Origin of the sequence: Chitinophaga dinghuensis (assembly GCF_003259435.1) — a bacterium.
Lineage (GTDB): Bacteria > Bacteroidota > Bacteroidia > Chitinophagales > Chitinophagaceae > Chitinophaga > Chitinophaga dinghuensis.
Genome location: NZ_QLMA01000003.1, coordinates 204787 through 228199 on the forward strand (window position 1 = coordinate 204787; position 23413 = coordinate 228199).

The 23413-nt window shown below is 44.9% G+C and carries 16 protein-coding genes and 1 tRNA gene; 11 read left to right on the forward strand and 6 right to left on the reverse strand.

All coding sequences use genetic code 11. The features are described 5' to 3' along the window. Positions 1 to 9: 9 nt before the first annotated feature. Positions 10 to 1245 carry a FecR family protein gene (locus tag CLV59_RS09870; RefSeq protein WP_111591870.1) on the reverse strand — a complete coding sequence of 412 codons (1236 nt, stop codon included), beginning with the start codon at positions 1243 to 1245 and terminating at the stop codon, positions 10 to 12. 96 nt (positions 1246 to 1341) lie between these two features. Further along, positions 1342 to 1989 (reverse strand): RNA polymerase sigma factor, encoded by a 648-nt coding sequence (locus tag CLV59_RS09875; RefSeq protein ID WP_111591871.1) that lies wholly within the window; start codon positions 1987 to 1989, stop codon positions 1342 to 1344. A 239-nt stretch (positions 1990 to 2228) separates the two neighbouring features. Here CLV59_RS09875 and CLV59_RS09880 point away from each other — a divergent pair, with 239 nt between their 5' ends. Next, complete coding sequence (locus CLV59_RS09880; RefSeq protein ID WP_111591872.1) at positions 2229 to 3089, forward strand: hypothetical protein; 861 nt, start codon at positions 2229 to 2231, stop codon at positions 3087 to 3089. Positions 3090 to 3339: 250 nt separating this feature from the next. Further along, complete coding sequence (locus CLV59_RS09885) at positions 3340 to 3858, forward strand: hypothetical protein (RefSeq protein WP_146616156.1); 519 nt, start codon at positions 3340 to 3342, stop codon at positions 3856 to 3858. A 224-nt stretch (positions 3859 to 4082) separates the two neighbouring features. Here CLV59_RS09885 and CLV59_RS09890 read toward each other — a convergent pair. Beyond that, positions 4083 to 4156 (reverse strand) — tRNA-Asp (locus CLV59_RS09890). Between the two features lie 167 nt (positions 4157 to 4323). Between CLV59_RS09890 and CLV59_RS09895 the strand changes: the two genes are divergently transcribed. Both CLV59_RS09895 and dapA read left to right on the forward strand, forming a co-directional pair. Next, the gene (locus CLV59_RS09895) at positions 4324 to 5277 is read left to right on the forward strand and encodes an acetyl-CoA carboxylase carboxyltransferase subunit alpha (protein WP_211323787.1); all 954 of its coding nucleotides are present in this window, start codon (positions 4324 to 4326) and stop codon (positions 5275 to 5277) included. 79 nt (positions 5278 to 5356) lie between these two features. Continuing rightward, positions 5357 to 6235, forward strand: a complete 879-nt coding sequence (gene dapA, locus CLV59_RS09900) for a 4-hydroxy-tetrahydrodipicolinate synthase (RefSeq protein WP_111591875.1) — start codon at positions 5357 to 5359, stop codon at positions 6233 to 6235. Positions 6236 to 6308: 73 nt separating this feature from the next. On the opposite strand, the gene CLV59_RS09905 is transcribed toward dapA, so the two are convergent. After that, complete coding sequence (locus tag CLV59_RS09905) at positions 6309 to 7217, reverse strand: ribonuclease Z (protein WP_111591876.1); 909 nt, start codon at positions 7215 to 7217, stop codon at positions 6309 to 6311. Between the two features lie 29 nt (positions 7218 to 7246). Beyond that, positions 7247 to 7621, reverse strand: a complete 375-nt coding sequence (locus tag CLV59_RS09910; RefSeq protein WP_111591877.1) for an STAS domain-containing protein — start codon at positions 7619 to 7621, stop codon at positions 7247 to 7249. Between the two features lie 302 nt (positions 7622 to 7923). Here CLV59_RS09910 and CLV59_RS09915 point away from each other — a divergent pair, with 302 nt between their 5' ends. The 5 genes from CLV59_RS09915 (at position 7924) to cmk (ending at position 17041) form a co-directional block, all read left to right on the forward strand. Further along, the gene (locus tag CLV59_RS09915; RefSeq protein WP_111591878.1) at positions 7924 to 10458 is read left to right on the forward strand and encodes an ATP-dependent Clp protease ATP-binding subunit; all 2535 of its coding nucleotides are present in this window, start codon (positions 7924 to 7926) and stop codon (positions 10456 to 10458) included. A gap of 586 nt (positions 10459 to 11044) precedes the next feature. Then, positions 11045 to 12754: a hypothetical protein gene (locus CLV59_RS09920; RefSeq protein ID WP_111591879.1), complete on the forward strand. Its 1710-nt coding sequence runs from the start codon at positions 11045 to 11047 to the stop codon at positions 12752 to 12754. A 79-nt stretch (positions 12755 to 12833) separates the two neighbouring features. Continuing rightward, positions 12834 to 14648, forward strand: coding sequence for an autotransporter outer membrane beta-barrel domain-containing protein (locus CLV59_RS09925; protein ID WP_111591880.1), 1815 nt, complete (start codon positions 12834 to 12836; stop codon positions 14646 to 14648). 22 nt (positions 14649 to 14670) lie between these two features. Continuing rightward, positions 14671 to 16263: a T9SS type A sorting domain-containing protein gene (locus tag CLV59_RS09930; RefSeq protein WP_170137701.1), complete on the forward strand. Its 1593-nt coding sequence runs from the start codon at positions 14671 to 14673 to the stop codon at positions 16261 to 16263. An 88-nt stretch (positions 16264 to 16351) separates the two neighbouring features. Then, positions 16352 to 17041, forward strand: a complete 690-nt coding sequence (gene cmk / locus CLV59_RS09935; protein ID WP_111591882.1) for a (d)CMP kinase — start codon at positions 16352 to 16354, stop codon at positions 17039 to 17041. A 475-nt stretch (positions 17042 to 17516) separates the two neighbouring features. On the opposite strand, the gene CLV59_RS09940 is transcribed toward cmk, so the two are convergent. After that, positions 17517 to 18392, reverse strand: a complete 876-nt coding sequence (locus CLV59_RS09940) for an AraC family transcriptional regulator (protein WP_111591883.1) — start codon at positions 18390 to 18392, stop codon at positions 17517 to 17519. Between the two features lie 342 nt (positions 18393 to 18734). Here CLV59_RS09940 and CLV59_RS09945 point away from each other — a divergent pair, with 342 nt between their 5' ends. Next, complete coding sequence (locus CLV59_RS09945) at positions 18735 to 21863, forward strand: SusC/RagA family TonB-linked outer membrane protein (RefSeq protein WP_111591884.1); 3129 nt, start codon at positions 18735 to 18737, stop codon at positions 21861 to 21863. Between the two features lie 21 nt (positions 21864 to 21884). Further along, positions 21885 to 23402: a SusD/RagB family nutrient-binding outer membrane lipoprotein gene (locus tag CLV59_RS09950; protein ID WP_111591885.1), complete on the forward strand. Its 1518-nt coding sequence runs from the start codon at positions 21885 to 21887 to the stop codon at positions 23400 to 23402. The last annotated feature ends 11 nt before the right edge of the window (positions 23403 to 23413 follow it).

Here is a 23413-nt window from a genome sequence, read left to right on the forward strand (position 1 = left end):
ATTGATACTTTATTTTATAATAATCGTGGAGTTATTTATCTCATATTTGATATTGTTTAGATCTAATATTTTCAGGAATTCAGCCAGACTTTCCGTACGTTTTAGTTTGCCGGTGAATTTTATGTCTGCTACATTGCCTTCAAACTGAACATTCACATCGTACCATCTTTCTACTTGTCTCATAACGGCAGAGAGAGGTACCGCGGCAAATTGGGTATAGCCGTTTTTCCAGGCTATTACCGCATTTACATCTGCTGATGTAGTGAGATACATGTCTCCTTTCCTGCTGATGTTTACCTGTTGGTTAGGTTGTAATACCTGCGATTGCAGGGAGTTATTCACATGTACTTTTACTTTTCCTTCCAGTAGGGTCGTGCTGACTACCGGTTCATTTGAATAGGAGTTGATATTGAATTTTGTTCCTAGTACTTCAATGCGGCAACCGCGGTTATCTGTTGCATTGCTGGTAGCTTCTACGATGAATGCTGCCGGCTGATCATGATGGCCCGACAAGTGTTCCACTTCGAAATAAGCTTCTCCGGTGATGTATACCTTGCGTTCTCCGGCGGGAAACACAACCGGGAACCTAATGGAGGAAGCCGCATTTAACCAAACTTTACTACCGTCGGACAATTGCAGGAAATACTGCCCGCCGCGGGGAGTAGTGATGGTATTATAAACTATTTGGTCTCCATCTTTTCCTGCAGCGCTGTAAATAACTGCTCCATTCTGGTTTTTCACAACACGGCCTTGGCCTTGTGTGGCAAGCAATCCATTGGGAACGCTGTCCAGGAGGATAGTCTGTCCGTTGCTAAGGATAAGCGTGGCTTTGTTGCTGCTGTTACTGGTAGAAGACTTCCTGCCAGCTATTTCACGAGTAGCCTTGTTACCGGATTGATGAAGGACATAATAACCAGATAGGCTGATAAGGACTGCAACCGTGGCTGCGGCAGCCCATTTCCACCATCGCATGCGACTTATTTTGACTGGAACATGGGGAACAATTGCTGTATCAGATGTTTGCGGGAAGATGTCATTCAATATTTTTTCGGCATCTTCCTGACTCAGGAATGTATTTATTTGTTCAGGGTGCTGGTGAATATCCTCAATAGTCTGGGCAATCAGCTCTTTTACGATTATCTCATTTCCGGTAAGGGAGAAAAGTTCGTATAGCTCTGATAGTTCTTCCGTGGAACAGTTATCATTTACATATTTGTGGAATAATTCCAGCAATCGATCCTGCATAAAAGCTGATTATAAGTGCCTTCAATAATATTAGACGCACGGCACTTATACAAAGGGGTAGATGAAAAAATATTTTTTTTCAAAAAAACAGGGCGATTAATTAACGTATTTATAATCAATAGGAATTTCGTTCGAAGGAACGGAATGATCAGGATGATCGGTGAGGTGAGGGGAGTAGTTGGACACGCAAAGAAAAATGACCAGAAGGAAACTCTGATCGCGCAAATAGGCTTGAATTACTTTATTGGCGGCCATTATATGTTTCTTGACGGTCTCTTTTGAAATTTTCAATTGGGCCGCTATTTCATCATGGGTAAATCCTGCCGTTCTGCTGAGGTGATATACATGCTTTTGCTGTGGTGTCAACTGTTGGGCAGCCATAGAAATAGAGGCTTGCAGGTCGCGCAGTTTGAGCGCTTCTTCCGTGCCGGTATCGCTATCGACACTGTTTTCCTGCATCATACTGATAATTTTTCCTTCCGCTTTCTTTTTTCTTAACCTACTATAGATGTTATTCCGCACCATGGTGTGGAGATAGGCATTGAAATTTTCAATTTCATGGAGCGATGCTCTGTTGAGCCAGATAGTTGTAAACACTTCCTGTAATACATCTTTGCTGTTACTATCTGATTTCAATAACTTTTGTGCAGCGAAATATACTTTCGCTTTATATTTTTCAAATAGTCTTACAAATGCAGTTTCGTCTCCCTCCGCTATCGCAGGCAAAAGTCTTGTATCCTCCATTGTTAGCCAATTACGTGGTCGTACTAAAGTAGTAAAAAATTGATTACAAGTTTAGGTAGACACGGTGGCACATGCCGGAAAGTATTATGGAAAAGTAGGCCTGTGCCCCTGGAGAATGGACTATTTATAGCCGGAGAGGTTATTTTAAAATTGAATGGCCTGTACCTGAACTATTCGTGTCAATCACCAAAATTCTTCTATTTTTGGCTCATCTATACCCAATTAAACCACATTAACCTATGAAATATCTAATCATCTCCCTATTACTATGCTGTGCCTGCTCAACGCCACCACACAGAGAGAACTTTCTGCTCCATGCTAAAAATGACTGGAAAGAGGACGAATTAAGAGGTAAGCCCAGGAAAGTTGTTGAAAATGAATATGAAAATGGTAAATGGACAAGTATCCTTACCTGTGAATACAATGAAATGGGCTTTCTTACCAGAAAGGATAGAATCAGGATTCAGTCTAGTGGTAATATTGACACCAGCCTGTGTAGGTATGAGTATGATACCATAAATGGAATCAAAACCATTAATGAATCGTATGACGGCTACAAACAAACACCCAATCAATTTTGGTATAATACCAAAGGGCTGTTGATCCGCGATACCTCATTTGAACGTAGCAACAGATACCGCTATGATGCGCAAAACAGGCTGGTGGAAGAAATATTCAGCTCTTCAGGCAAAGATGTCAGGAGAACAGTTTATGATTATTACCCGGATGGAAAGGTTAAGAAAGGAGAATATGACCTGGGCGGGGAAGGCAAGAAATCCGAATCCATCACTACGGATTCCACTGAGATCCACCTATCCTTTCATAAAGGAGATACCATCGCCAAAGTATTTTATCAGAAGGATAAATTCGGCAACATTATCTTTAGTACGAACGATATTGCCTGGGGATGTCTGACCAGAGCTGATTACATAAAATACTACTACAATGCGAACAATGAACTGGTGAAGGAGGAATATGTAAGTTCATTCGGTAGTCCGAAAATTATTATCCACGACAACCACAATGATAAAGCTGGTAACTGGTTGACGAAAGAATATGACGAAAAAAAGCTAATTAGAACGATTACCTATTGGGAATAATAGAATGATAAAATCTATTTCTGTCCATGATCGCTCCCGAATTTTAAACGAGGGCGATCATGTTTAAATGCTGAAAATTCGCATTTTCACAGTTATATCCGAATGGTGTTTTTCCAAAATATCCAATTTTGAAGGTCCCCTGGGTATGTAGATGCCAGTATACATTCGTTTATTCTGTATGCACAGGTATTCTTGCGTTCAATAGGAGCCAGGCCGACATTATTTTCCTATAATCTTTATTAATTAGTATATGAAAAAGCTATTGACAATTATGCTGTTAACCATATCAGGGTTGAAATTATCAGGCATGTCTTCTAAAGGAGATAGTATTTACTATGGTAACAGGAGTATCTGGTATGTTTTCTACGAAGAAGGGCGTACACCGCTGACGGTGGAAATAGGAGGGATTAAATACGGCTATCATGATCAGATGCAACCTGTTAATGAGAACGGAATAATTGCCAGGAGCGATGTGGGTACATTGTACCGGAAAGATGGGAGTGTATACTACCAGAATACAGCGATCAAGATTGATGTCAAGCTCAGTAAGCGATCTATCAGCGATAAACTGAACGCGCAGCGGAACAAGATATATACAATCATGGCGTTGTCGCAAATTCGTGGACTTGAAGGGCAGTATAAGGCCGAAGGCTTTAATATGGGAGGGACTAATGATGATTTTCTGTATTATAAAGAAAATGTGCACCTGCCTTCCGGGTATCAGCCGGGTTATCTGAAGCGATTTTATGAATTTATCTCCAAAAAATAGTAGTGTAGTCACGCTGTGGCTACCTGCTTCCTCCAAAAAAATGGGTATGAAAGCGAAATTGCAAAAACTCATTTTTTCTGAAGGAATCGTCTATGATCGCAAAAATGAGGTACTTCGAACCGAAAAAGTAAAGGAAGTATTTGCACTAATCGCAAGCCTGTCGGGCAACACCGGCTCAAATGAAAAAGGGACAAACCATACTGATGATGATTTGTCCCTTTTTGCGGACTGGACGGGACTCGAACCCGCGACCTCCGCCGTGACAGGGCGGCATTCTAACCAACTGAACTACCAATCCGTATATTTTTGTAGAAGATACTTGCTATCTTTCTGTTTCCCAAGTGGTTGTGTTGTTCCGTTTTGGGATTGCAAAGATAGCAACAAAGTTTTCATTTTAGCAAATCTTTTTTAAAAAAATTTTTCAGCACTATCTTTACACCGTACTTTAACCAATTTATTCAAATTATGCAATTTCTGGATTTCGAAAAACCTATCGAGAATTTATATGAGCAGCTGGCCAAGCTGAAGGAAAATGGTGAAAAGTCAGGTGTAGATGTTTCCGCTACTGTAAAGGAGTACGAAGCTAAGATCGAAACCACTCGCCTGGAGATTTACGATCACCTGACCGCTTGGCAGAGAGTGCAGCTCAGTCGTCATCCCGATAGGCCCTATACTCTGGCGTATATCGAAAAGATGTGCAACAACTTTGTGGAACTGCACGGCGACCGGAATGTAAAGGACGATAAAGCTATGGTAGGCGGCTTCGCCGACCTGGACGGCGAAACCGTTATGTTTATCGGTCAGCAGAAAGGGGTCAATACCAAAATGAGACAGCTCAGAAACTTCGGTATGGCCAATCCGGAAGGTTATCGTAAAGCCCTCCGCCTGATGAAACTCGCGGAAAGGTTCAACAAACCTATCGTTACACTGATCGACACTCCCGGTGCATATCCTGGACTGGAAGCGGAAGAAAGAGGCCAGGCAGAAGCCATTGCCCGTAATCTCTTCGAAATGGTGAAACTCCGCGTACCAGTTATCTGTATTATTATCGGTGAAGGCGCTTCCGGTGGAGCCCTCGGTATCGGTATCGGTGACCGCGTACTCATGCTGGAAAACAGCTGGTATACCGTTATCTCCCCTGAAAACTGCTCTACCATCCTCTGGCGCAGCTGGAACTTCAAAGAGAAAGCAGCCGAAGAACTGAAACTCACTTCCGACTACATGAGCCAGTTTGGCCTGGTAGACGGCGTTATCCGCGAACCACTGGGCGGCGCCCACGTAAATCCGGATGAAATGGCTGATATCCTGAAGAAACGTATCAAGGATGCGCTCGCTGAACTGAAAAATATCGATCCGGATACCCGCATCGAACAGCGTATCGACAAATTCTCCCGCATGGGCTTTTACGAGGAGCGTTAAAAAATAATTTAGAGAACACGATAAAAAATTAGAATTTCGGCCTCCGAAATTCTAATTTTGTTTTTTCGTAATTACAATCATGGAACAATTAAGAGGCACCGGGGTAGCTTTGGTTACACCCTTTAAAGCAGATGAAAGCATAGACTGGAACGCTTTGGAAAAGCTGATCAACTATGTGATTGAAGGCGGTGTAGACTACGTTGTAACTCTGGGTACAACTGGCGAAACACCAACACTTTCTTCAGAAGAAAAGCTGGATTTGATAAAGTTCACCTTCGAAAAGGTCGCGAAGCGGGTGCCGGTAGTAGTAGGTATGGGTGATTATAATACGAAAGATGTAGTCAAACGCCTCGAGTCTACGCCAATACTGGCAGAAGCAGCAGCCATCCTCAGCGTAGCGCCTTATTACAGTAAACCTACGCAGGAAGGGATTTATCAGCATTATAAAGCCATCGCTAAAGCCTCTCCTAAGCCTGTTATCCTCTATAATGTTCCTGGTCGTACAGGTCGTAACATGACCGCAGAAACCACCCTGCGCCTGGCACATGAAGTAGAGAACATCGCAGCCATGAAAGAAGCTTCCGGCGATATGCTCCAATGCATGCAGATCCTCCGCGATAAGCCGAAAGACTTTATCGTTGTCAGCGGAGACGACGCCCTCGCCCTCGCCCAACTGGCCTGCGGCATGGATGGCGTTATTTCCGTAGCAGCTAACTACTTTGCAGCGGATTTCTCCGCCATGGTAAACGCTGCCCTCAATAACGACTTCCCAGGCGCCCGCATCCTCAATAACAAGATGATGCAAGGATTCGATTACATGTTCTGTGAGAACAATCCTGCCGGTATCAAGGCTTTCCTGGCCCATAAAGGCCTCATGGAAAATTATTTCCGCCTGCCGGTAGTTCCTGCCTCCGATAACCTCTATCAGCAAATCGGAGCATATCTGAGCAAATATTAATATAGGAAGACATAGATCAAAAAGGCCGCCTCCATCGCTGGAAGCGGCCTTTTTAATGCCTTTTTAGGACGATTTACACCAAAAAGGTCACTCCCTCTTCGGCAATGTCTGTATTGGGAAAAATGGGCCTCGTCTGCTCTAAAAATGGATCGAGCTCCGTATACATAGAGGAAAAATGCCCGATCAACAGTCGCTTCGCATGTGCCGCCGCCGCCAGTGAGGCCGCCTGAACACTGGTACTGTGAAACCGCTCCGCCGCACGACCCTCCAATTCATGGAGGTAGGTGGTTTCATGATAGATAACATCCGCATCCTGTAAATAAGGGAGCAAATTGACATCATAAATCGTGTCTGCACAATATACATATCGCTTACCCTTTTCCGGTGGAATGGTCACCCAGTCGTTCTTTACAAGCAACCCGTCTTTCCGGAGATAATCCGCCCCTTCCTGTAATTTACCATAGTAAGCCGCAGGAACTTCATATGCTTTCGCCTGATCTGGTATCAATTTTCGCTTTTTCTTACGAAGCTCCACCGAGAATCCGAAACAGGAAATCCGGTGCTGCGTGGGAAAACAGCTGACCGACAGATCCTTGTCTTCCAAAATCACTCCGGTATAACCCGGCATCAACGGCACAAAATTTATTTCATAACGCAATGCTGTGCCGGAACATTCCATCTGGATCTGAATAATCTGCTCCAGCTCGGGAGGCGCATAAATACTGAGCGGATCCACTCGGCCCATCAGGTTTAAAGTATTCAGCAGTCCTATCAGACCAAAATAATGATCTCCATGCAGGTGACTGATGAATATATAGCGCAGCTTCCCACGCTTAATCCGATACTTCGCTATCTGCAACTGCGTGCCTTCCCCGCAATCTATCAGCAGCAACTGATCATTGCAGGTGACAATCTGAGCCGTTGGATACCTGTCCAGGGTAGGGATCGCCGAGTTATTTCCTAATATCGTTACACCAAACATTATATCTTTTTACTTGCCTGAGGCTAAATTTATTCCAATCCGTCCAATAATTCACGCTCTAATTCCTCCATCATCACCAGGTCTATCGCTTCCGCCATAGTAGGCGCTAAATTGAAATTATCAGGAGCTGCTGTTTTCAGCAGTTGCGTTAAAGTACTGTTAATACCTGTAATCGCACAGCTGCGATTATTGTCATACATATGTGAATAGACTGCTAAAATGGCTTCAATCCCAGATTCGTCGGCCGTTTCCAGCAAATGTAAATCCAGTATGAGATTGCGGGATTCCAAACCGGGAAGGGTAGTAGCGGTTGCTATAAATGAGGCTGACAAATTAGCATCCAAAGCATTGATTTCTGGACAAAAAACTACTATTTTTTCTTTGGTATCAATTTTGAATTTCATGCGTTGGATATTGTTTTATATTTTAGTAAAGATCAAATTTCTGACTTTTATAATGGGCACCCGCCTGGAAAAAATACCCTGAAGTGAACGAACAAATACCGCTGTTCCTTCGTAGATATTTTAAAAAGACCCGTACCCGTTTCACCACAAAAATAAATATTACTATTAAAGTGTAAGATGCCGGAGTGCAAAAAAGGAATAACTTCAATCCGGCAGACACGCTGTCAAGGGAAATCAGAATTATTCGTTATTATTGTATAAGCATGCCCCCGTAAGGGTTTTTCTAATCTAATTTATTCACAATGGACCAGAATTTTTCACCGCAAGTTAAGGAGATCATTTCGTTCAGCAGGGAGGAAGCTTTACGCTTGGGAAATGATTTCATCGGTACTGAACACCTGCTGTTAGGTATAATTCGCGAAGGCGAAGGTACGGCCATAAAGATTCTGCAGGCGCTGAATGTAGATCTCTACGAACTCCGCAAGGAAGTAGAATTGGCCGTGAAAGATAAGACGGGGAAAAATATTCCAAACATTAATAGTTTGCCCCTGACCAGACAGGCAGAGAAAGTTATCCGGGTTACCGTACTAGAGGCCAAAGCCCTCAAAAGCGCCACCGTGGAAACTGAACACCTCATGCTGTCTATCTTAAAGAATAAGGAAAACGTTTGTACACAAATCTTACAACAATTCGACGTGGACTACGATACTTTTAAAAACGAACTGGGCTTTGTAAAATCTACTGATCCAAAAGCAGAATTTGACGATCCGGGTGAAGAAGAGTTTGAAGATGAGAGAAAGAGCTACGCCTCCAAAGCCAAACAGACAAACACTAAGTCCAAAACCCCGGTACTGGACAACTTCGGTAGAGACATCACAAAACTGGCTGAAAGCGGAAGCTTAGACCCGATCGTAGGCCGTGAACAGGAAATTGAACGCGTTTCCCAGATTCTCTCCCGTCGTAAAAAGAACAATCCAATCCTCATCGGCGAACCTGGTGTGGGTAAAACTGCTATCGTGGAAGGCCTCGCCCTCCGCATTGTTCAGCGCAAGGTTTCCCGCGTACTGTTCGATAAACGAGTAGTGAGCCTCGACCTCGCCGCACTGGTTGCCGGTACCAAATACCGCGGTCAGTTCGAAGAAAGGATGAAAGCCATCATGAACGAACTCGAGAAAAACAGAGACGTAATCCTGTTTATCGATGAAATTCATACGATCGTTGGCGCAGGTGGAGCTTCCGGTTCCCTGGATGCTTCCAATATCTTTAAACCTGCCCTCGCAAGAGGAGAACTCCAATGCATCGGCGCTTCTACCCTCGATGAATACCGTATGTACATCGAGAAAGATGGTGCGCTCGACCGTCGTTTCCAAAAAGTAATGGTAGAACCGCCTAGTGTGGAAGAAACCATTCAGATCCTCAATAACATCAAACCACGCTATGAAGAATATCATAACGTGAGTTATACAGACGATGCTATCGAAGCATGCGTTAAACTGAGTGATCGCTATATGACGGATCGTCTCCTCCCAGATAAAGCCATCGACGTACTGGATGAGGTAGGCGCCCGCGTTCACCTGAAAAACATCAATGTTCCGCAAAATATCCTCGATCTCGAAAAACAAATCGAAGATATCAAGCAGGAGAAAAATAAAGTAGTGAAAAGCCAACGCTTCGAAGAAGCCGCTGCTCTGCGCGATACTGAAAAGAAACTGGGTGAAGACCTGGAACGCGCTAAAGCAATGTGGGAAGAAGAAGTGAAACACAAACGCTACCCAATTGATGAAGAAGCCATCGCGGAAGTAGTCAGCATGATGACCGGTATCCCTGTGAAAAGAATGGTACAGGCAGAAAGCGACAAATTACGCCGCATGGGCGAAGACCTCAAAGGCGCAGTGGTAGGCCAGGACGAAGCTATCAGCAAAGTCACCAAAGCCATCCAGCGTAACCGAGTAGGTCTGAAAGATCCTAAAAAACCAATCGGTACATTCATCTTCCTCGGCCCTACCGGGGTGGGTAAAACTGAGCTCGCCAAATCACTGGCACGCTACATGTTCGACTCCGATGATGCACTGATCCGCATAGATATGAGCGAATACATGGAGAAATTCTCCGTAAGCCGCTTAATTGGTGCGCCTCCGGGATATGTTGGTTATGAAGAAGGCGGTCAGCTGACTGAAAAAGTTCGCCGTAAACCTTACTCCGTTATCCTCCTGGATGAAATCGAAAAAGCACACCCAGATATCTATAACCTCCTGTTGCAGGTACTGGATGATGGTATCCTCACCGATGGCCTCGGCCGTAAAGTGGACTTCAAAAATACCCTCATCATCATGACTTCCAACATCGGGGCACGCCAGCTGAAAGATTTCGGCGCAGGTGTAGGTTTTACCACCACTACCCGCGTAACCAACGAAGAAGAGAATACAAAAGCAGTGATCGAAAAAGCACTGAAACGTACCTTCTCTCCTGAGTTCCTGAACAGAATTGATGATGTAATTATATTTAACCAGCTCACTAAAGAGCATATCTATACCATCATCGATATCACGATGCAGAGCGTGCTGAAACGCCTGAACAGCCTGGGCTTCAGCCTGGAACTGACAGACGATGCCAAAGGATTCCTGGCAGATAAAGGCTACGACCAACAATTCGGCGCCCGCCCACTGCACAGAGCCATCCAGAAATACCTGGAAGACCCTCTGGCTGAAGAAATCCTCAACATGAATATTCATGATGGCGATATTCTGGTTGCTGACCTGGATAAGGAAAACCAAAAACTGGTTTTTACCCTGAAAAACAACTCCAATAAAAGCAAATCAGAAAAATCAGAAGCGTAATAACTCTTTTGAATAAACGAAAAGCCGTCTCTACTCAGTAGAGACGGCTTTTTTTATCCCCTCCATTCCTTCCAACCCATCAAAAATTTCCATCATTTTTTTTACCCTGCTTCTCATAAATCTGCATATAACACATTTATGTTATGTAAAATTTTTATATTAAAAGAAAAATATATTTATATTTGTCGCGTAATATTTAATGATAATATGTGGAGCGGCTTGTCTGTACACCGTTTATAAGGAATGTATCCCTGTTTAAGGTGGAAATAATCGCAGAAAACTTTTGCCAAAGTTTTGGTAACAGGAAAATGGTATTATCATGTCATTTTTCCCGCTTGATAGATAGTATATTTTTGCATTATATAAAACTATAGTCCTAACTAGCTATTGTCTTATAAATTATTACCATTTGAAAAAGAGCGATCCTTATTGAAAACGCCTGAAGAAAAGTGAATAGTCCTATGCCTGGTTTTTCTATGAATGCCCTTTTGTGTGTATATAGAAAAAGTGAATGAAAAACCTGCATGTAGCAAACAGACAATGTCCCTATTTATAACTGTTTATTAACGATTTTATCCGTATATCTATGACTAAATCTTTACAATTCGCAGTCCGCGGTATGTTGTTGGGTGGTCTGGCGATGGTGGCATCACAGGCAAACGCACAGCTGAAAGTAGGTACCAATCCTACAAAAGTGGAAAAATCTGCGATCCTTGAGCTCGAATCAGACAAACAGGGTCTCTTACTGCCTCGCATTGCTGATACCTCCGCAATGACCAACCTGAATCCTCCAAACGGTATGATCATCTTCCTGACAAAAGCAGGACAGGAAGGATTGTATGTACGTGACAACTACACCTGGTCACGCTTACAAAAAGGCGGTCAATCCTGGGATATACTGGGTAATGCGCTGGATGCTACCAAAAATCCTTTCGTGGGTTCTACCAACAACGTTCCTTTTGTTTTGAAAGGTAACAATGTGGAAGGTCTCAGAATCGACAACGGTAATGTAACTGTTTCCAACGGTATCACTATTAAAAACCTCCAGAATGATGCTGCCGCAGTAAATGGTATGATGGTAGATCCTACTACCGGCGTGGTTTCCTGGCGTCAGTTCGGTACCGCTGCATTCGTGGATGCTTTCGGTATCAACGGCGATAAAACGCCTGACTTCAACCTGGAAGTTCCAACCGGTGCGCCATATAAATTTGTGGCTCCATCTGCTGGTCACCTGCAACTGAGCATCCCTAACCAAACTGGCGATGGTACTACTACTGCAGGTTTACTGACCCTGGCTGACTGGCAGAAATTCAATGCAAATGCACAATATCTGGTAGTTGCTAACTTTAACAACACATCCAGCCAATATGGTATCGTAATCGATAGTACCAGCATTCCAGGTAACAAAAGATTTTACCTGACTGCTGCTGATGCAAACAACCCGGGTGGTGTGTCTATCGCTAACCAGACCTTCGCAGGTGAAAAAACCTTCATGGATAAAATCACCGCACAAGCTGGTCTCGATGTAACCAACGGTGATGGTAACTTCAGCAACAATGTTACCGTAACTAAAAATGTTACTGTGAATGGCGACCTGACTGCTAACGGTAACGCTACCATCGTTAAAGATGTAACCTTACCAGGTATCCAAACCAGCACAGATGCTAATGATAACACTGTACTGATCCTCGATGGCGCTAACAAAGTGGTGAAGAAAGCATTGCCAGCCAGCGCTTTCACTCCAGTAACTTACGATAAAGCACACACCGGTACTGACCTCGATGTTCAGTACGATGGAACTGCCAATAAAGTAACTGTTAGCGTTCCTTACGCTGGTTATGGTGGACAAACTGTAGTAGGCGGTCTCGTGTCTAACGTTAAACAACCTATCTTCGGTCAGAAAGATTTCGATTCTACCATTAGCGTGAAAACAAATGCACTCGTGGGTGCAACTGGTGTTCCTACTTCTACCCTCCAGGTACAAGGTTCCGTATCTATGGCTATCAAAGAAGTAACCAGCTCCTATACACTGACTGTAAACGACTATACTGTAGTAGTTAAATCTGCTGCTATCGCGAATGTAACACTGCCTTCCGCAGCTTCCGTTCCTGGTCGTATCTATGTTATCAAGAAAGCTCCAAGTGGCGGCGCCAATAACATCGATAATGAAGTAGATGTTAAAACCTCCGGTGCCGATAACATTGAAGGTGGTAATGTTTACCCTATCTACAATGACTGGACTTTCATCACCGTTCAATCTAACGGTGTTGATACCTGGTACATCATTAAGAAATAATGCAGTAATGCATCACAACGGTCATGCCTATACGGCATGACCGTTATATCCTCTCCCCTGATTACATAAAATAAGTTGTATGAAGCTGAATGGAATGTTGAAACTTTGTGCAGTCGGTCTTTTATTTACATGCAGCAGCCAGCTGTATGCCCAGCAGCTAAAACTGGGAACTAATCCTACCCAAATTACCAAAAGCGCATTGCTTGAACTGAATAGCAACAGCCAGGGCCTCCTCCTGAACCGTGTGCCACTCAGTCAGCTTTCCGGAAGTGGTACGCTTGCCTCCGCACCAGATGGAATGATGGTCTTTGTGGATGATGCCACAGAAAAATCACTCTTCGTGCGTAAAGGTAATTCCTGGAAGAAAGTAGTGGACCTCGGTAATATCACTATCGTTCAATCCTTTAATACCCGCACCGGAGACGTATTACCACTCGCTGGAGATTATGCCAGCTTCTATGCTCCGCTCTCCCGAAACCTTAGCATCAATTCCGGCAATGCCGCACTCACCATTGATGTACCCAGTCAAAACCTGAATGCTGATCGTACCTGGACGATCACCGCAAACAATACCAACCCATTGTGGAACGCTAACGCCCTTTACAATATTCAAATCGATAATTCCACCGCTCCTGTAGAAGGAGACCTGATCAGATTGGTGAGCGGTAAATGGAAGTCAGTAAGTAATACCACTATTCTCAATAATACAACCGGTACGCCACAAGCGGCCACCATCAACATTTCTGGTCCTGCGACCTTCAGCGGATTGATGAAACTGTCGGGTCCCATCAACTCCACTGCTGATATCGTTACTACGCAAACAGTATCTACTTCTATACTCAACGCTACTGGTAACATCACCACCGGAGGAAGCCTGATCCTCTCTAATTATACTGCCGGCTCTGTACCCTTTATCGGTACTTCTAAAGCACTGGCCGAAAATAACAGTAAGTTCTTCTGGGATATTACCAATGCCAGATTAGGCGTGGGTAACAATGCACCAGCTAATGTGCTGGAAGTTTCTCCTGCAACCATCACGACTCCTCCAAGTAATGTTTCCGGACTTCGCCTGACAGGCCTCGGCTCCGCTTCGCCAGCCGCAGCCTCCAACAAGGTGCTCTCCGTAAACGCTAATGGAGACGTAATTGTACAGGATAACACGACCTACCTCAACTGGGCGATGAGCGGAAACGGTAATGCCACCACTGCCAGTTTCCTCGGAACCACCTCTGATATCGATATGGTGGTGAAGTATAACAATAAGGAGTTGTTCCGCGGATCAAAAGGTAATAACGGATATTCCAATTATAGTACGGTGCTGTTCAATGGCGCAAAGCCATATAATGCACACCCATTCATTGTCCGTGCAAATGGAAATGATATTATGGCCTTCCAGGATTCTACCGGCACTATTAAATACCACTGGAATTCCCTTGGAGGGGGCCTGAATTTCGTAGAATCCAATATTGCAGATTATCGCATCTTCATGAGAGATAATGCAAATGGGGGAGGAGTAGGTATAGATACCAATACGCCGACAGCGACGTTGTCTGTTAATGGTTCCTTCTCTACCAATATCAGATCTACAGGTTCCAGCATTACACTCGCTGATAATGACCATACCTTAATCCTAACCGCAACAGGCCTTACCATCACCCTCCCTGCAGCAGCTGCTTCCAACAAGGGCCGGGAATATGTAATAAAAATGGGTATTGCACCAACAGGCAATAATACCCCTTATACGTTTATCTTAAAAGGCAGTGGTACACAGACAATCGACACAGGAGGTAATACAATTACAATTGGCAATGGTAGTAATAGCGCTTCACTGAAGTATGGAGCAATGACAACCGTGCAGTCTGATGGCACCAAATGGTGGATCATCGGTTATTAATAAACCTTTCTTACGGGATTACATGAGAAAACTTTTACTCATACTGTTTTTACTGCTCCAAATCTCTCCCAGGCTGCATGCCCAGCAAGGCATCTATATTCCAATGGGGAGCACTGTCTGGTTGTACAACAACACCCAGATAGGCATTTTCAGCAGTGTGACAAATGATGGTATTCTCGGTTCCAATCCCGGCAGCACATTATACATCCTCGGCAAACGCTGGGTAAATGGCCTCAACGCCACTCTCCCAGACGAAAGCGCCGACGGTAAATCTGGCGTAGGTGGAAACTTCCTCTTTTCCTCCCTCAATCCTGTCCTCGGCGACGTAGGTCAACAATCTATCTACGGTAACTACAGTGCTATTGGCCGCCAGGGAACCAGCTTCCCCAATATGGAAGTCAATAACGGTAAAGGAATCATCCTCGATGATCTCAGCGACCTCAAAATCAGAGGAACCCTGCACTTTACCAGTGGAAAAATATATCTCAATGGCTGGAATCTTGTAATAGGAGAGAAAGGCCCCGGTAATATTACCGGCTACAGCGATCTTCGCTATGTGGTAACCGGTAATACCTTCGCAGGCGGCTATCTCTACAGAACCGGCATTAACTCCGCTGCCAATAAAGTAGTATTCCCTGTCGGCGCAGACGACCTTTCCTATTCTCCCGGAGCCATACTCCTGGACGGCGGCGTTACAGACAACTTCGGTATGCGGGCATTCGATAGCGTATACACCATGGCTATCGGTGGTACCGCCTATAAAGATACTTTCGTCAATAAAACCTGGAATGTTCAACGCATGGATAATACCGGCGGTAAAGCAACGGTAATCCTGCAACATACAGATAATACAGAGCTGCCCGGATATAAGCTGAAACGCGACAGCAGCTTTATCTCCCGCTTCGGTATCACCGGATGGGATAAACTGGCCAGCACTCCCTTTAAACCGCTGCCCGGTACCCTCAGCACTACCACAATGCTGCAGGCATCTACCATGCATATGCGCGAGCTCATTGATATGGGGCCCAATACCTATTTCTCCAAAACTATCCTGAATGTGAAAATGGACCCGGCGGTATTCCTGTCGTTTGACGCGTATCGTACAAGTCCAAGCATGGCGCAGCTCGACTGGACCACCTCCAAAGAGGTTAATAACCTGCAGTTTGAAGTGGAACGCAGATACGAAAAAGACGAAACCTTCAGCACCATCGCAGTGGTGCCCTCCAAAGCTATCAACGGCAACAGCAGTTCGCCGCTCTCCTATACCTTCAACGATCCTAACGACTACGACGATAATACCTATTATCGCATAAAAGCCGTAGCAAAAGATGGTACGATCACCTACTCTGAAGTCAGAATGGTGCCTCCGGTATTCACTGTACAAGTATATCCAAACCCGAACCATGGCAACTTCCACGTGAAGATCCGCGGTACGAAAGACGATATGTACCTCCAACTCATCAATACATGGGGTCAGGTACTCCGTCAATACACGGTGAAGAAAGATGCAGATATCCAGTTCAATCATATGCCTGCCGGCGTATACTACCTGGTGCTGGTCAATAAGGATACAAATAAGAAAGTTTACACTACAAAAGTGATCGTATTGCCATAATCGGCCGCAGATTTGCTTTTTTCAAAGAATTGCGTCAATTTTGTAGGGTTCTTTCCGTAGGCATAAGCAAAAACAAAATTTGACGACTTTGAAAAAAATAATCATCACGATAGATGGCTACTCTTCATGTGGCAAAAGCACACTCGCAAAACAACTGGCCAGAAAACTGGACTATGTGTATATCGACAGCGGCGCTATGTATCGTGCGGTTACCCTGTATTTTCTTCAAAATCGTATAGACTGGACCACTACCTCCGCTGTAGTAGCCGCCCTGAAAGATATCCACCTGGAATTTGTACCCAATTCCCTCACCGGTATGTCCGATATGTACCTCAATGAGGAAAATGTAGAACATATGATCCGGGAAATGCTGGTGGCAGAAAAAGTAAGCGAAGTGGCCGCCGTGAAAGAAGTACGCGATTTTGCCGTGGCGCAACAAGTGAAAATGGGCGCCCGCAAAGGCATCGTAATGGATGGCCGCGATATCGGTACCGTCGTATTCCCCCATGCAGAACTGAAAATCTTCATGACCGCAGATATCACTATCCGCGTAGAACGCCGCTTTAAAGAACTGTACGCAAAAAATAAACAGATCTCCATCGAAGAGGTGAAACAAAACCTCGAATTAAGAGACTACATAGACGCCAACCGAGAAATTAGCCCACTGCGAAAAGCAGAAGATGCTATCATTCTGGATAACAGCCATTTAAACCTCGATGACCAACTGGAACTGGTGATGCAGTGGGTAGAAGATGCTACAATGGCGCACTCCTCATAAAATAATATTTTATATTATTAAAATCCTTTTATACATTTGCGATAGCGCTTCCAAAGCTGAAGCGCTGATCCCAATAATTTTCCTAATCCTGAAGAATTTCCTCTCTAAACCTTATCCTTCCTGAAAAGCAATTGCAAGGAACAGGGAAGTCGTTTGTGCGGATGAATGATGTTGCCGTTTGAGCCCCGACTGACTGCATAAGACCTATATACTGGTTTTTGTGATCTGATAGCGTATTCCTAACCGAATACCAGCCGAGAAATGTCTTATTCGCTATATCCCAATAGAGCCTTTGCTATTAACCGATTATTACAGGTATTTTTTATATATACAATACCGGAATTGCTATGCTTTCCGGCGAGTCAACTTAATGTGGGATGGCATGCTTTGCATGGTTTACTCCCATATTTTCAGTAGGTGTATTCGGTTAATAGGAAGAAGGGGCGAATTCTTTCGCCCTTTCGCCTTTTTATACCTATATGAAAGTACGGGTACCCGCAAAATTCTTCCTAAACTCAGAAGGAGTACTGCCCTTCTTCTTCTTGAATATCCGGTTGAAATTGGACAGATTCATAAACCCACACTGATAACATATCTCAGATACCGAATGCGTTGTGTCTATCAACATACGCGATGCATGACCTATCCGAATCTCATTCAAACTGTCTATAAACGTTTTCCCCGTCCGCTTTTTAATAAAGCGACTCAAGGATACCGGCGTCATATTTACATGCTTAGCCAACTCATTTAACCCAATATCCTTGTCAAAATGCTGCTGCATATATTCGAAAGCCTTCTCTATACGGCGACTATTATACGTATTTAATGATTCTGCAGGCGCACTGCTAAGCACCCGAATATTACGGGAGATAGAAAGATCATGAAGTATCGATAACAACTCCAAAACAGAATCAAACCCCGTTTTATGCGGCAACGCCAGCAACCTCGGCTTAACCGCTACAATCGTTTCCCTGCTAAAAGAAATCCCCTTGCTGGCATTCTCAAATAAAGACCGGATAAAACTCAGCTGATTACGCCGCAACAACTTCGCATCCAGCAACTGCGCATGAAATTGTATCGTTACCTCCGTAATCTTTTTACTCCTGCAATGATGATCCAACCATACATGCTCCACACTCGGCGCTACCAACACCAATTCCAGGTCGTCAATGTCTTCCACATGATCCCCCACAATTCTCCTTGCCCCAGCCGCATTCATAATAAAGTTGAGTTCATATTCCTCATGATAATGCAACGGGAAATTAAAATTGCTCTTCACCCTGCTGAATATCATGAAACAATCATGCTCCGTTAAGGGCGTAATCTCTTTGTATGCCTGAGTCTTGCGCATATTTGTTCAAGTCTGTTGATATAAATATAATACATTTTGGTATTAAAAGTATTATGATGGTAGCGAATAGTGATTATAGATAAAAAGGTAATTAATAGCGTAAAATAGGGTGTTTTGCTTGATAGTTTTAGGGAGACACGAAGTATTCGCTGCTGGTTTTGTAAAACTTGGGATAAAAAAGTATCACTGTTGCGTCGTTTTATAAAATACTTTTGATTCAATGTTCTGAGACAGTAACCAACGTTATGAAGGCCAACCTAAATCGCTGCCAGAACAAAAATTATCAACACATAAATCAGATCGCTGACAGACAAAATTTTCAATTCCATTAAACATTACGCTATGCAATTACAGCACAGTATCCCTTCAGTATTGTTCAGGAAAATACGGCAAGCAGGCCTCTTCTTAGCACTGCTGCTGTCTTTCTCCAGCGTCCTTCTGGCGCAACAGGTGCAGCTAAGCGGCACAGTGACCAATGAAAAAAACGAACCGCTTCCTGGCGTTTCCGTTGCCATCAAAGGCACTGTGAATGGTGTCCTCACCAATGTAGACGGTAAGTTCAAAGTAACTGCCGCTGCAAACGCTACGCTTGTCTTTTCCCTCATCGGTTATGAAACAAAACAAGTGCCCGCAGCAGGCCAAACCAATCTGGATGTAAAACTCCACGAACAACTCACCCAACTCAGTGACGTTGTGGTAACAGCTATGGGTATCAAAAAGGAAAACAAAGTGCTAGGGTATGCCATCACCCAAGTGAAAGGCGAATCCATGACAAAAGCCCGCGAAACCAACGTAATGTGGGGCCTCCAAGGTAAAGTGGCAGGAGTGAATATCACCAAACCTGTTACAGGCGCCGGCGGCTCCAGCCGCGTAATCATGCGTGGTGGCGACTTCGGCTCAGGCCAGCCACTCTACGTGATCGACGGGGTACCTATGCGTACGGAAAACAGAGGTAGCATCGATAATATGTACGGCGGCTCCGATGCAGGCGATGGTATCTCCTCCATCAACCCAGACGATATCGAAACCGTCAACGTACTGAAAGGTAATACCGCTGCTGCCCTCTACGGCGCAAGAGCCTCCAATGGCGTAATCGTTATCACCACCAAAAAAGGTACCTCCCGCAAAGGTATCGGCGTGGAAATAAACAGCACCTACAGCATCGAAAGCGCTATCGACTACACCGCTAAAGACTATCAATATGTTTACGGTATCGGTACATATGGCAACAAACCTACTTCCGCTGCTGAAGCACTGGCCGATGGCCGCGGCAGCTGGGGCGCTAAACTCGACGGCTCCTCTGTAATCCAGGGCGACGGCGTTTCCCGCCCTTACTCCGCCAGAAAAAATAACGTGAAACATTTCTACAAAGATGGTAGCACCTTCACCAACTCTGTAGCACTCACCGGCGGTACCGAAACACTCAACTTCCGATTCTCTTTCGCAGACATGGACAACAAGGATATCATGCCTAACTCCGGCCTGCACAGAAATAACTTTACCCTCAACACCAACGCAAAACTGGGTAAAAACCTCACCGCTACTATCAATGCACAGTATATCCGCGAAAAAGCTAAAAACAGACCTCAGCTGAACGACTATACTTCAAATGCTGCTGTTGCTGCATGGCTCATGCCTACCAACTACGATATCCGCGACTGGCAAACTACCCGCAACCCAAGCGGTGGCGAAAACCTGTGGACTACCAACAACTACTGGGCTAACCCTTACTTTGTTGCGTATGAAACACCTTCCGGTAACAAAGACGATCGCTTCATCGGTTCTGCCGACCTGAAATACGATATCACGGAACACCTGTATGCTCGCGTACTCACCGGTACCGACTTTACCTACCGCAATAGCTTCAGCGTATGGCCTTCTGGCGTTGGGTTCTATCCAAATGGTTCCATCAGCCAGTCTACCGTTTACCGCGGCGAATTCAACGGCCAGGGAATGGTGGGCTACAACCGCGCATTCAACAAAACCTGGTCCCTGAACGCTTTCGTAGGTGGTAATACCATGAAACGTAAATACACCAGCGTCTCTTCCAGCGGCGATAAATTTATCGTTCCTGGTTTCTATGCTATCGGTAATACTACCACTAAAAATGGCGGCTATAACCTGAGCGAAACACAAATCAACTCTGCTTTCGGTTCCGCAGAAATTGGTTTCCACAACTACCTCTACTTATCACTGACTGGTCGTAACGATTGGTTCTCTACATTAGATCCGGCAAACAATAATATCTTCTATCCTTCTGTAGGCGCCAGCTTCGTACTCTCTGATGCATTTACCCTGCCTTCATGGGTGAGCTTCGCGAAAGTTAGAGGCTCCTGGGCACAAACAGGTAGCGATGTGGATATCTCTGCCTATCAGCTGAACCTGCCTTTCGGTTTCAATAACTCTATCAATGGTATTCCTTTAGGTACCATCGGTAGCGGTACTGTACCAAATGCAAAACTGCACCCTCAGGTAACAACCACCTATGAAGGTGGTATCGAAGCCCGCTTCCTGGATGGCCGCGCTGGTATCGACCTGGCTGTATACAGCCGTCAGGTAACAGATGCGATCCTGAATTCACCAGTTTCCAATACTTCCGGTTATACTAATACCTTCAGAAATGCGGCTGCTATCGGTAACACTGGAGTGGAACTGTTATTAACTGGTACGCCTATACGTAAAGATAACTTCCAATGGCAGACCAGCTATAACATGGGTTATAACAAAAGCAACGTAAAAGCATTGATAGATGGTAAAACTTCCATGGTGCTGGCGCAGAACCGCTCCGGCCTCTGGGGTGATGGTGGCGTTCCTTCCTATTCTTATGCTGCTGTAGGGCAACCTTACGGCATCCTGGAAGGTACCACCTACACCCGTGATGCACAAGGCCGCATCGTTTACGACGATAAAGGTCTTCCTGTTGTAGGCGCTATCGCGAAACTGGGCAACGGTATCGCTCCACTGACAATGGGCTTAAGCAACTCTTTCACTTACGGCTCATGGAACCTGGACTTCCTCCTGGATGCTAAATTCGGCGGTAAAATATTCTCCGGTACCACCAACCTGGCATGGTATCAGGGGCTGAGCAAAGAAACACTCCCTGGCCGTGATGGCGGTATCATCGGAGATGGCGTTACTGCTGATGGTAAAGCAAATACAGTGAAAGTAAATGCGCAGGACTACTACCAGTTCATCGCCAATAACATCACTGAGCAGTTTGTATACGACGCTTCTTTCATAAAACTCCGCCAGATTGTACTGGGTTACAGCCTGCCTAAGCGCTTCATCAAAAACTCTGCTTTCCAGTCTGTTTCTCTGTCATTCGTAGCAAGAAATCTCCTTACACTTTATAAGAAAGTACCAGTAGTAGATCCTGAATCTGCTTATACTACTGGTGGTGGTCAAGGCTTTGAAATGCTGGGTCTGCCTGCTGTAAGAAGCTTCGGTCTGAACCTGGGTGTTAAATTCTAATTACAGTTAAAGAGAAAATTTATGAAAAGAAAATATCTGGTATATATCGGTGCTTCCCTCATGCTGCTTTCTGCCAGCTGTACGAAAGACCTGGAAAATGTCAATAAAAATCCGAACAGTACTACCTCCATTCCTCCATCTACGATGCTGAGTAATGTGGAACTGGCTACCGCTACGCTGGGCCGTGGTACTATTCGCCGTACCAACCTGAGTTTCGATATGATGGCGGTACAACAACTCGCTTCTACCGAAACCATCGACGGCGGCGAAGGAGATAAATACCTGAAAAGCGATAACGCCGGTAACCTACAGGATGATTCCTATACGCTGATCATCAACAACGCGGTACAACTGATCGAAAACGTTAAAAAAGACCCTACGCAGATTAACCTGCTGAGTGCCGCCAGAATCTGGAAAGTACTCGTCTTCCAACGCCTGACAGACGCTTATGGCGATGTGCCTTATTTCGATGCAGGTAAAGGTTACATCACCGGTAACGTTACGCCTAACTACGATAAACAGTCAGACATCTACGCGGATATGCTGAAGGAATTATCCGAAGCAGCAGCTGCATTCGATGCTTCCAAAACGCCTTTGGGCAGCGCTGATATCGTGTACAACGGCGATCTCAGCAAATGGAAGAAACTGGCTTACTCCCTGATGCTGAAACTGGCTATGCGTATGGAAAAACAGGATATCGCCAAAGCGAAAGACTGGGCTTCCAAAGCAATCGCCGGCGGTGTGATGAGCGATCCTACAGATGTTTGTATCATCAAACATTCTTCCGAAAGAAACGATGTCGCCAACCCAATTACGTATACCTTTAACAGTTATACACTGGCTGATACCAAAATCAAAATCAGCAAAACTTTCCTCAATCAACTGGTAAGCACCAGCGACCCAAGAAGAGGCGTGTTTGTAAGTACTGTTAGTGGAGACACCACCCTGGCTAACCTGAAAGCCCTGCCCAATGGCCTGGACATGAACGGTTTCAATACTGCCTTCCCTGGCGATCAATTACAATCTTACGCTACTTTAAATACCAAAGTCATCCTGACTTTAACTGCTCCTACCTTCCTGCTGACGCCTGCTGAAGTACAGCTGCTGCAGTCTGAAATGGTGGTGAAAGGCTGGATGAGTGGAGATGCTGCCGGTCTGTATGCACAGGCTGTTACCAGCTCCATGAAACAACAGGCTGCTTATGGCGCTGGTGGCACTATCACCGATGCGCAAACACAAGCTTACCTGACGGCAAATCCATTCCCTGCGGCTGCAGCCGATCAGCTGAAAGCGCTGGGTACTCAATACTGGATCGCTACTTTCCTTAATGGCTGGGAATCCCACGCGAACTGGCGTCGTACCGGCTATCCAGTACTGACTCCAACAAACTATGCCGGAAATATCACGAATGGTCAGATACCTAGAAGACTCACCTATCCGCTGAATGAGAAAGTGAACAATCCGAAAGGTCTACAGTCCTCATTAACCAATCAGGGTAAAGATGAATATATGACCCGTGTTTGGTGGGATAAACAGTAAATTACTTTCAC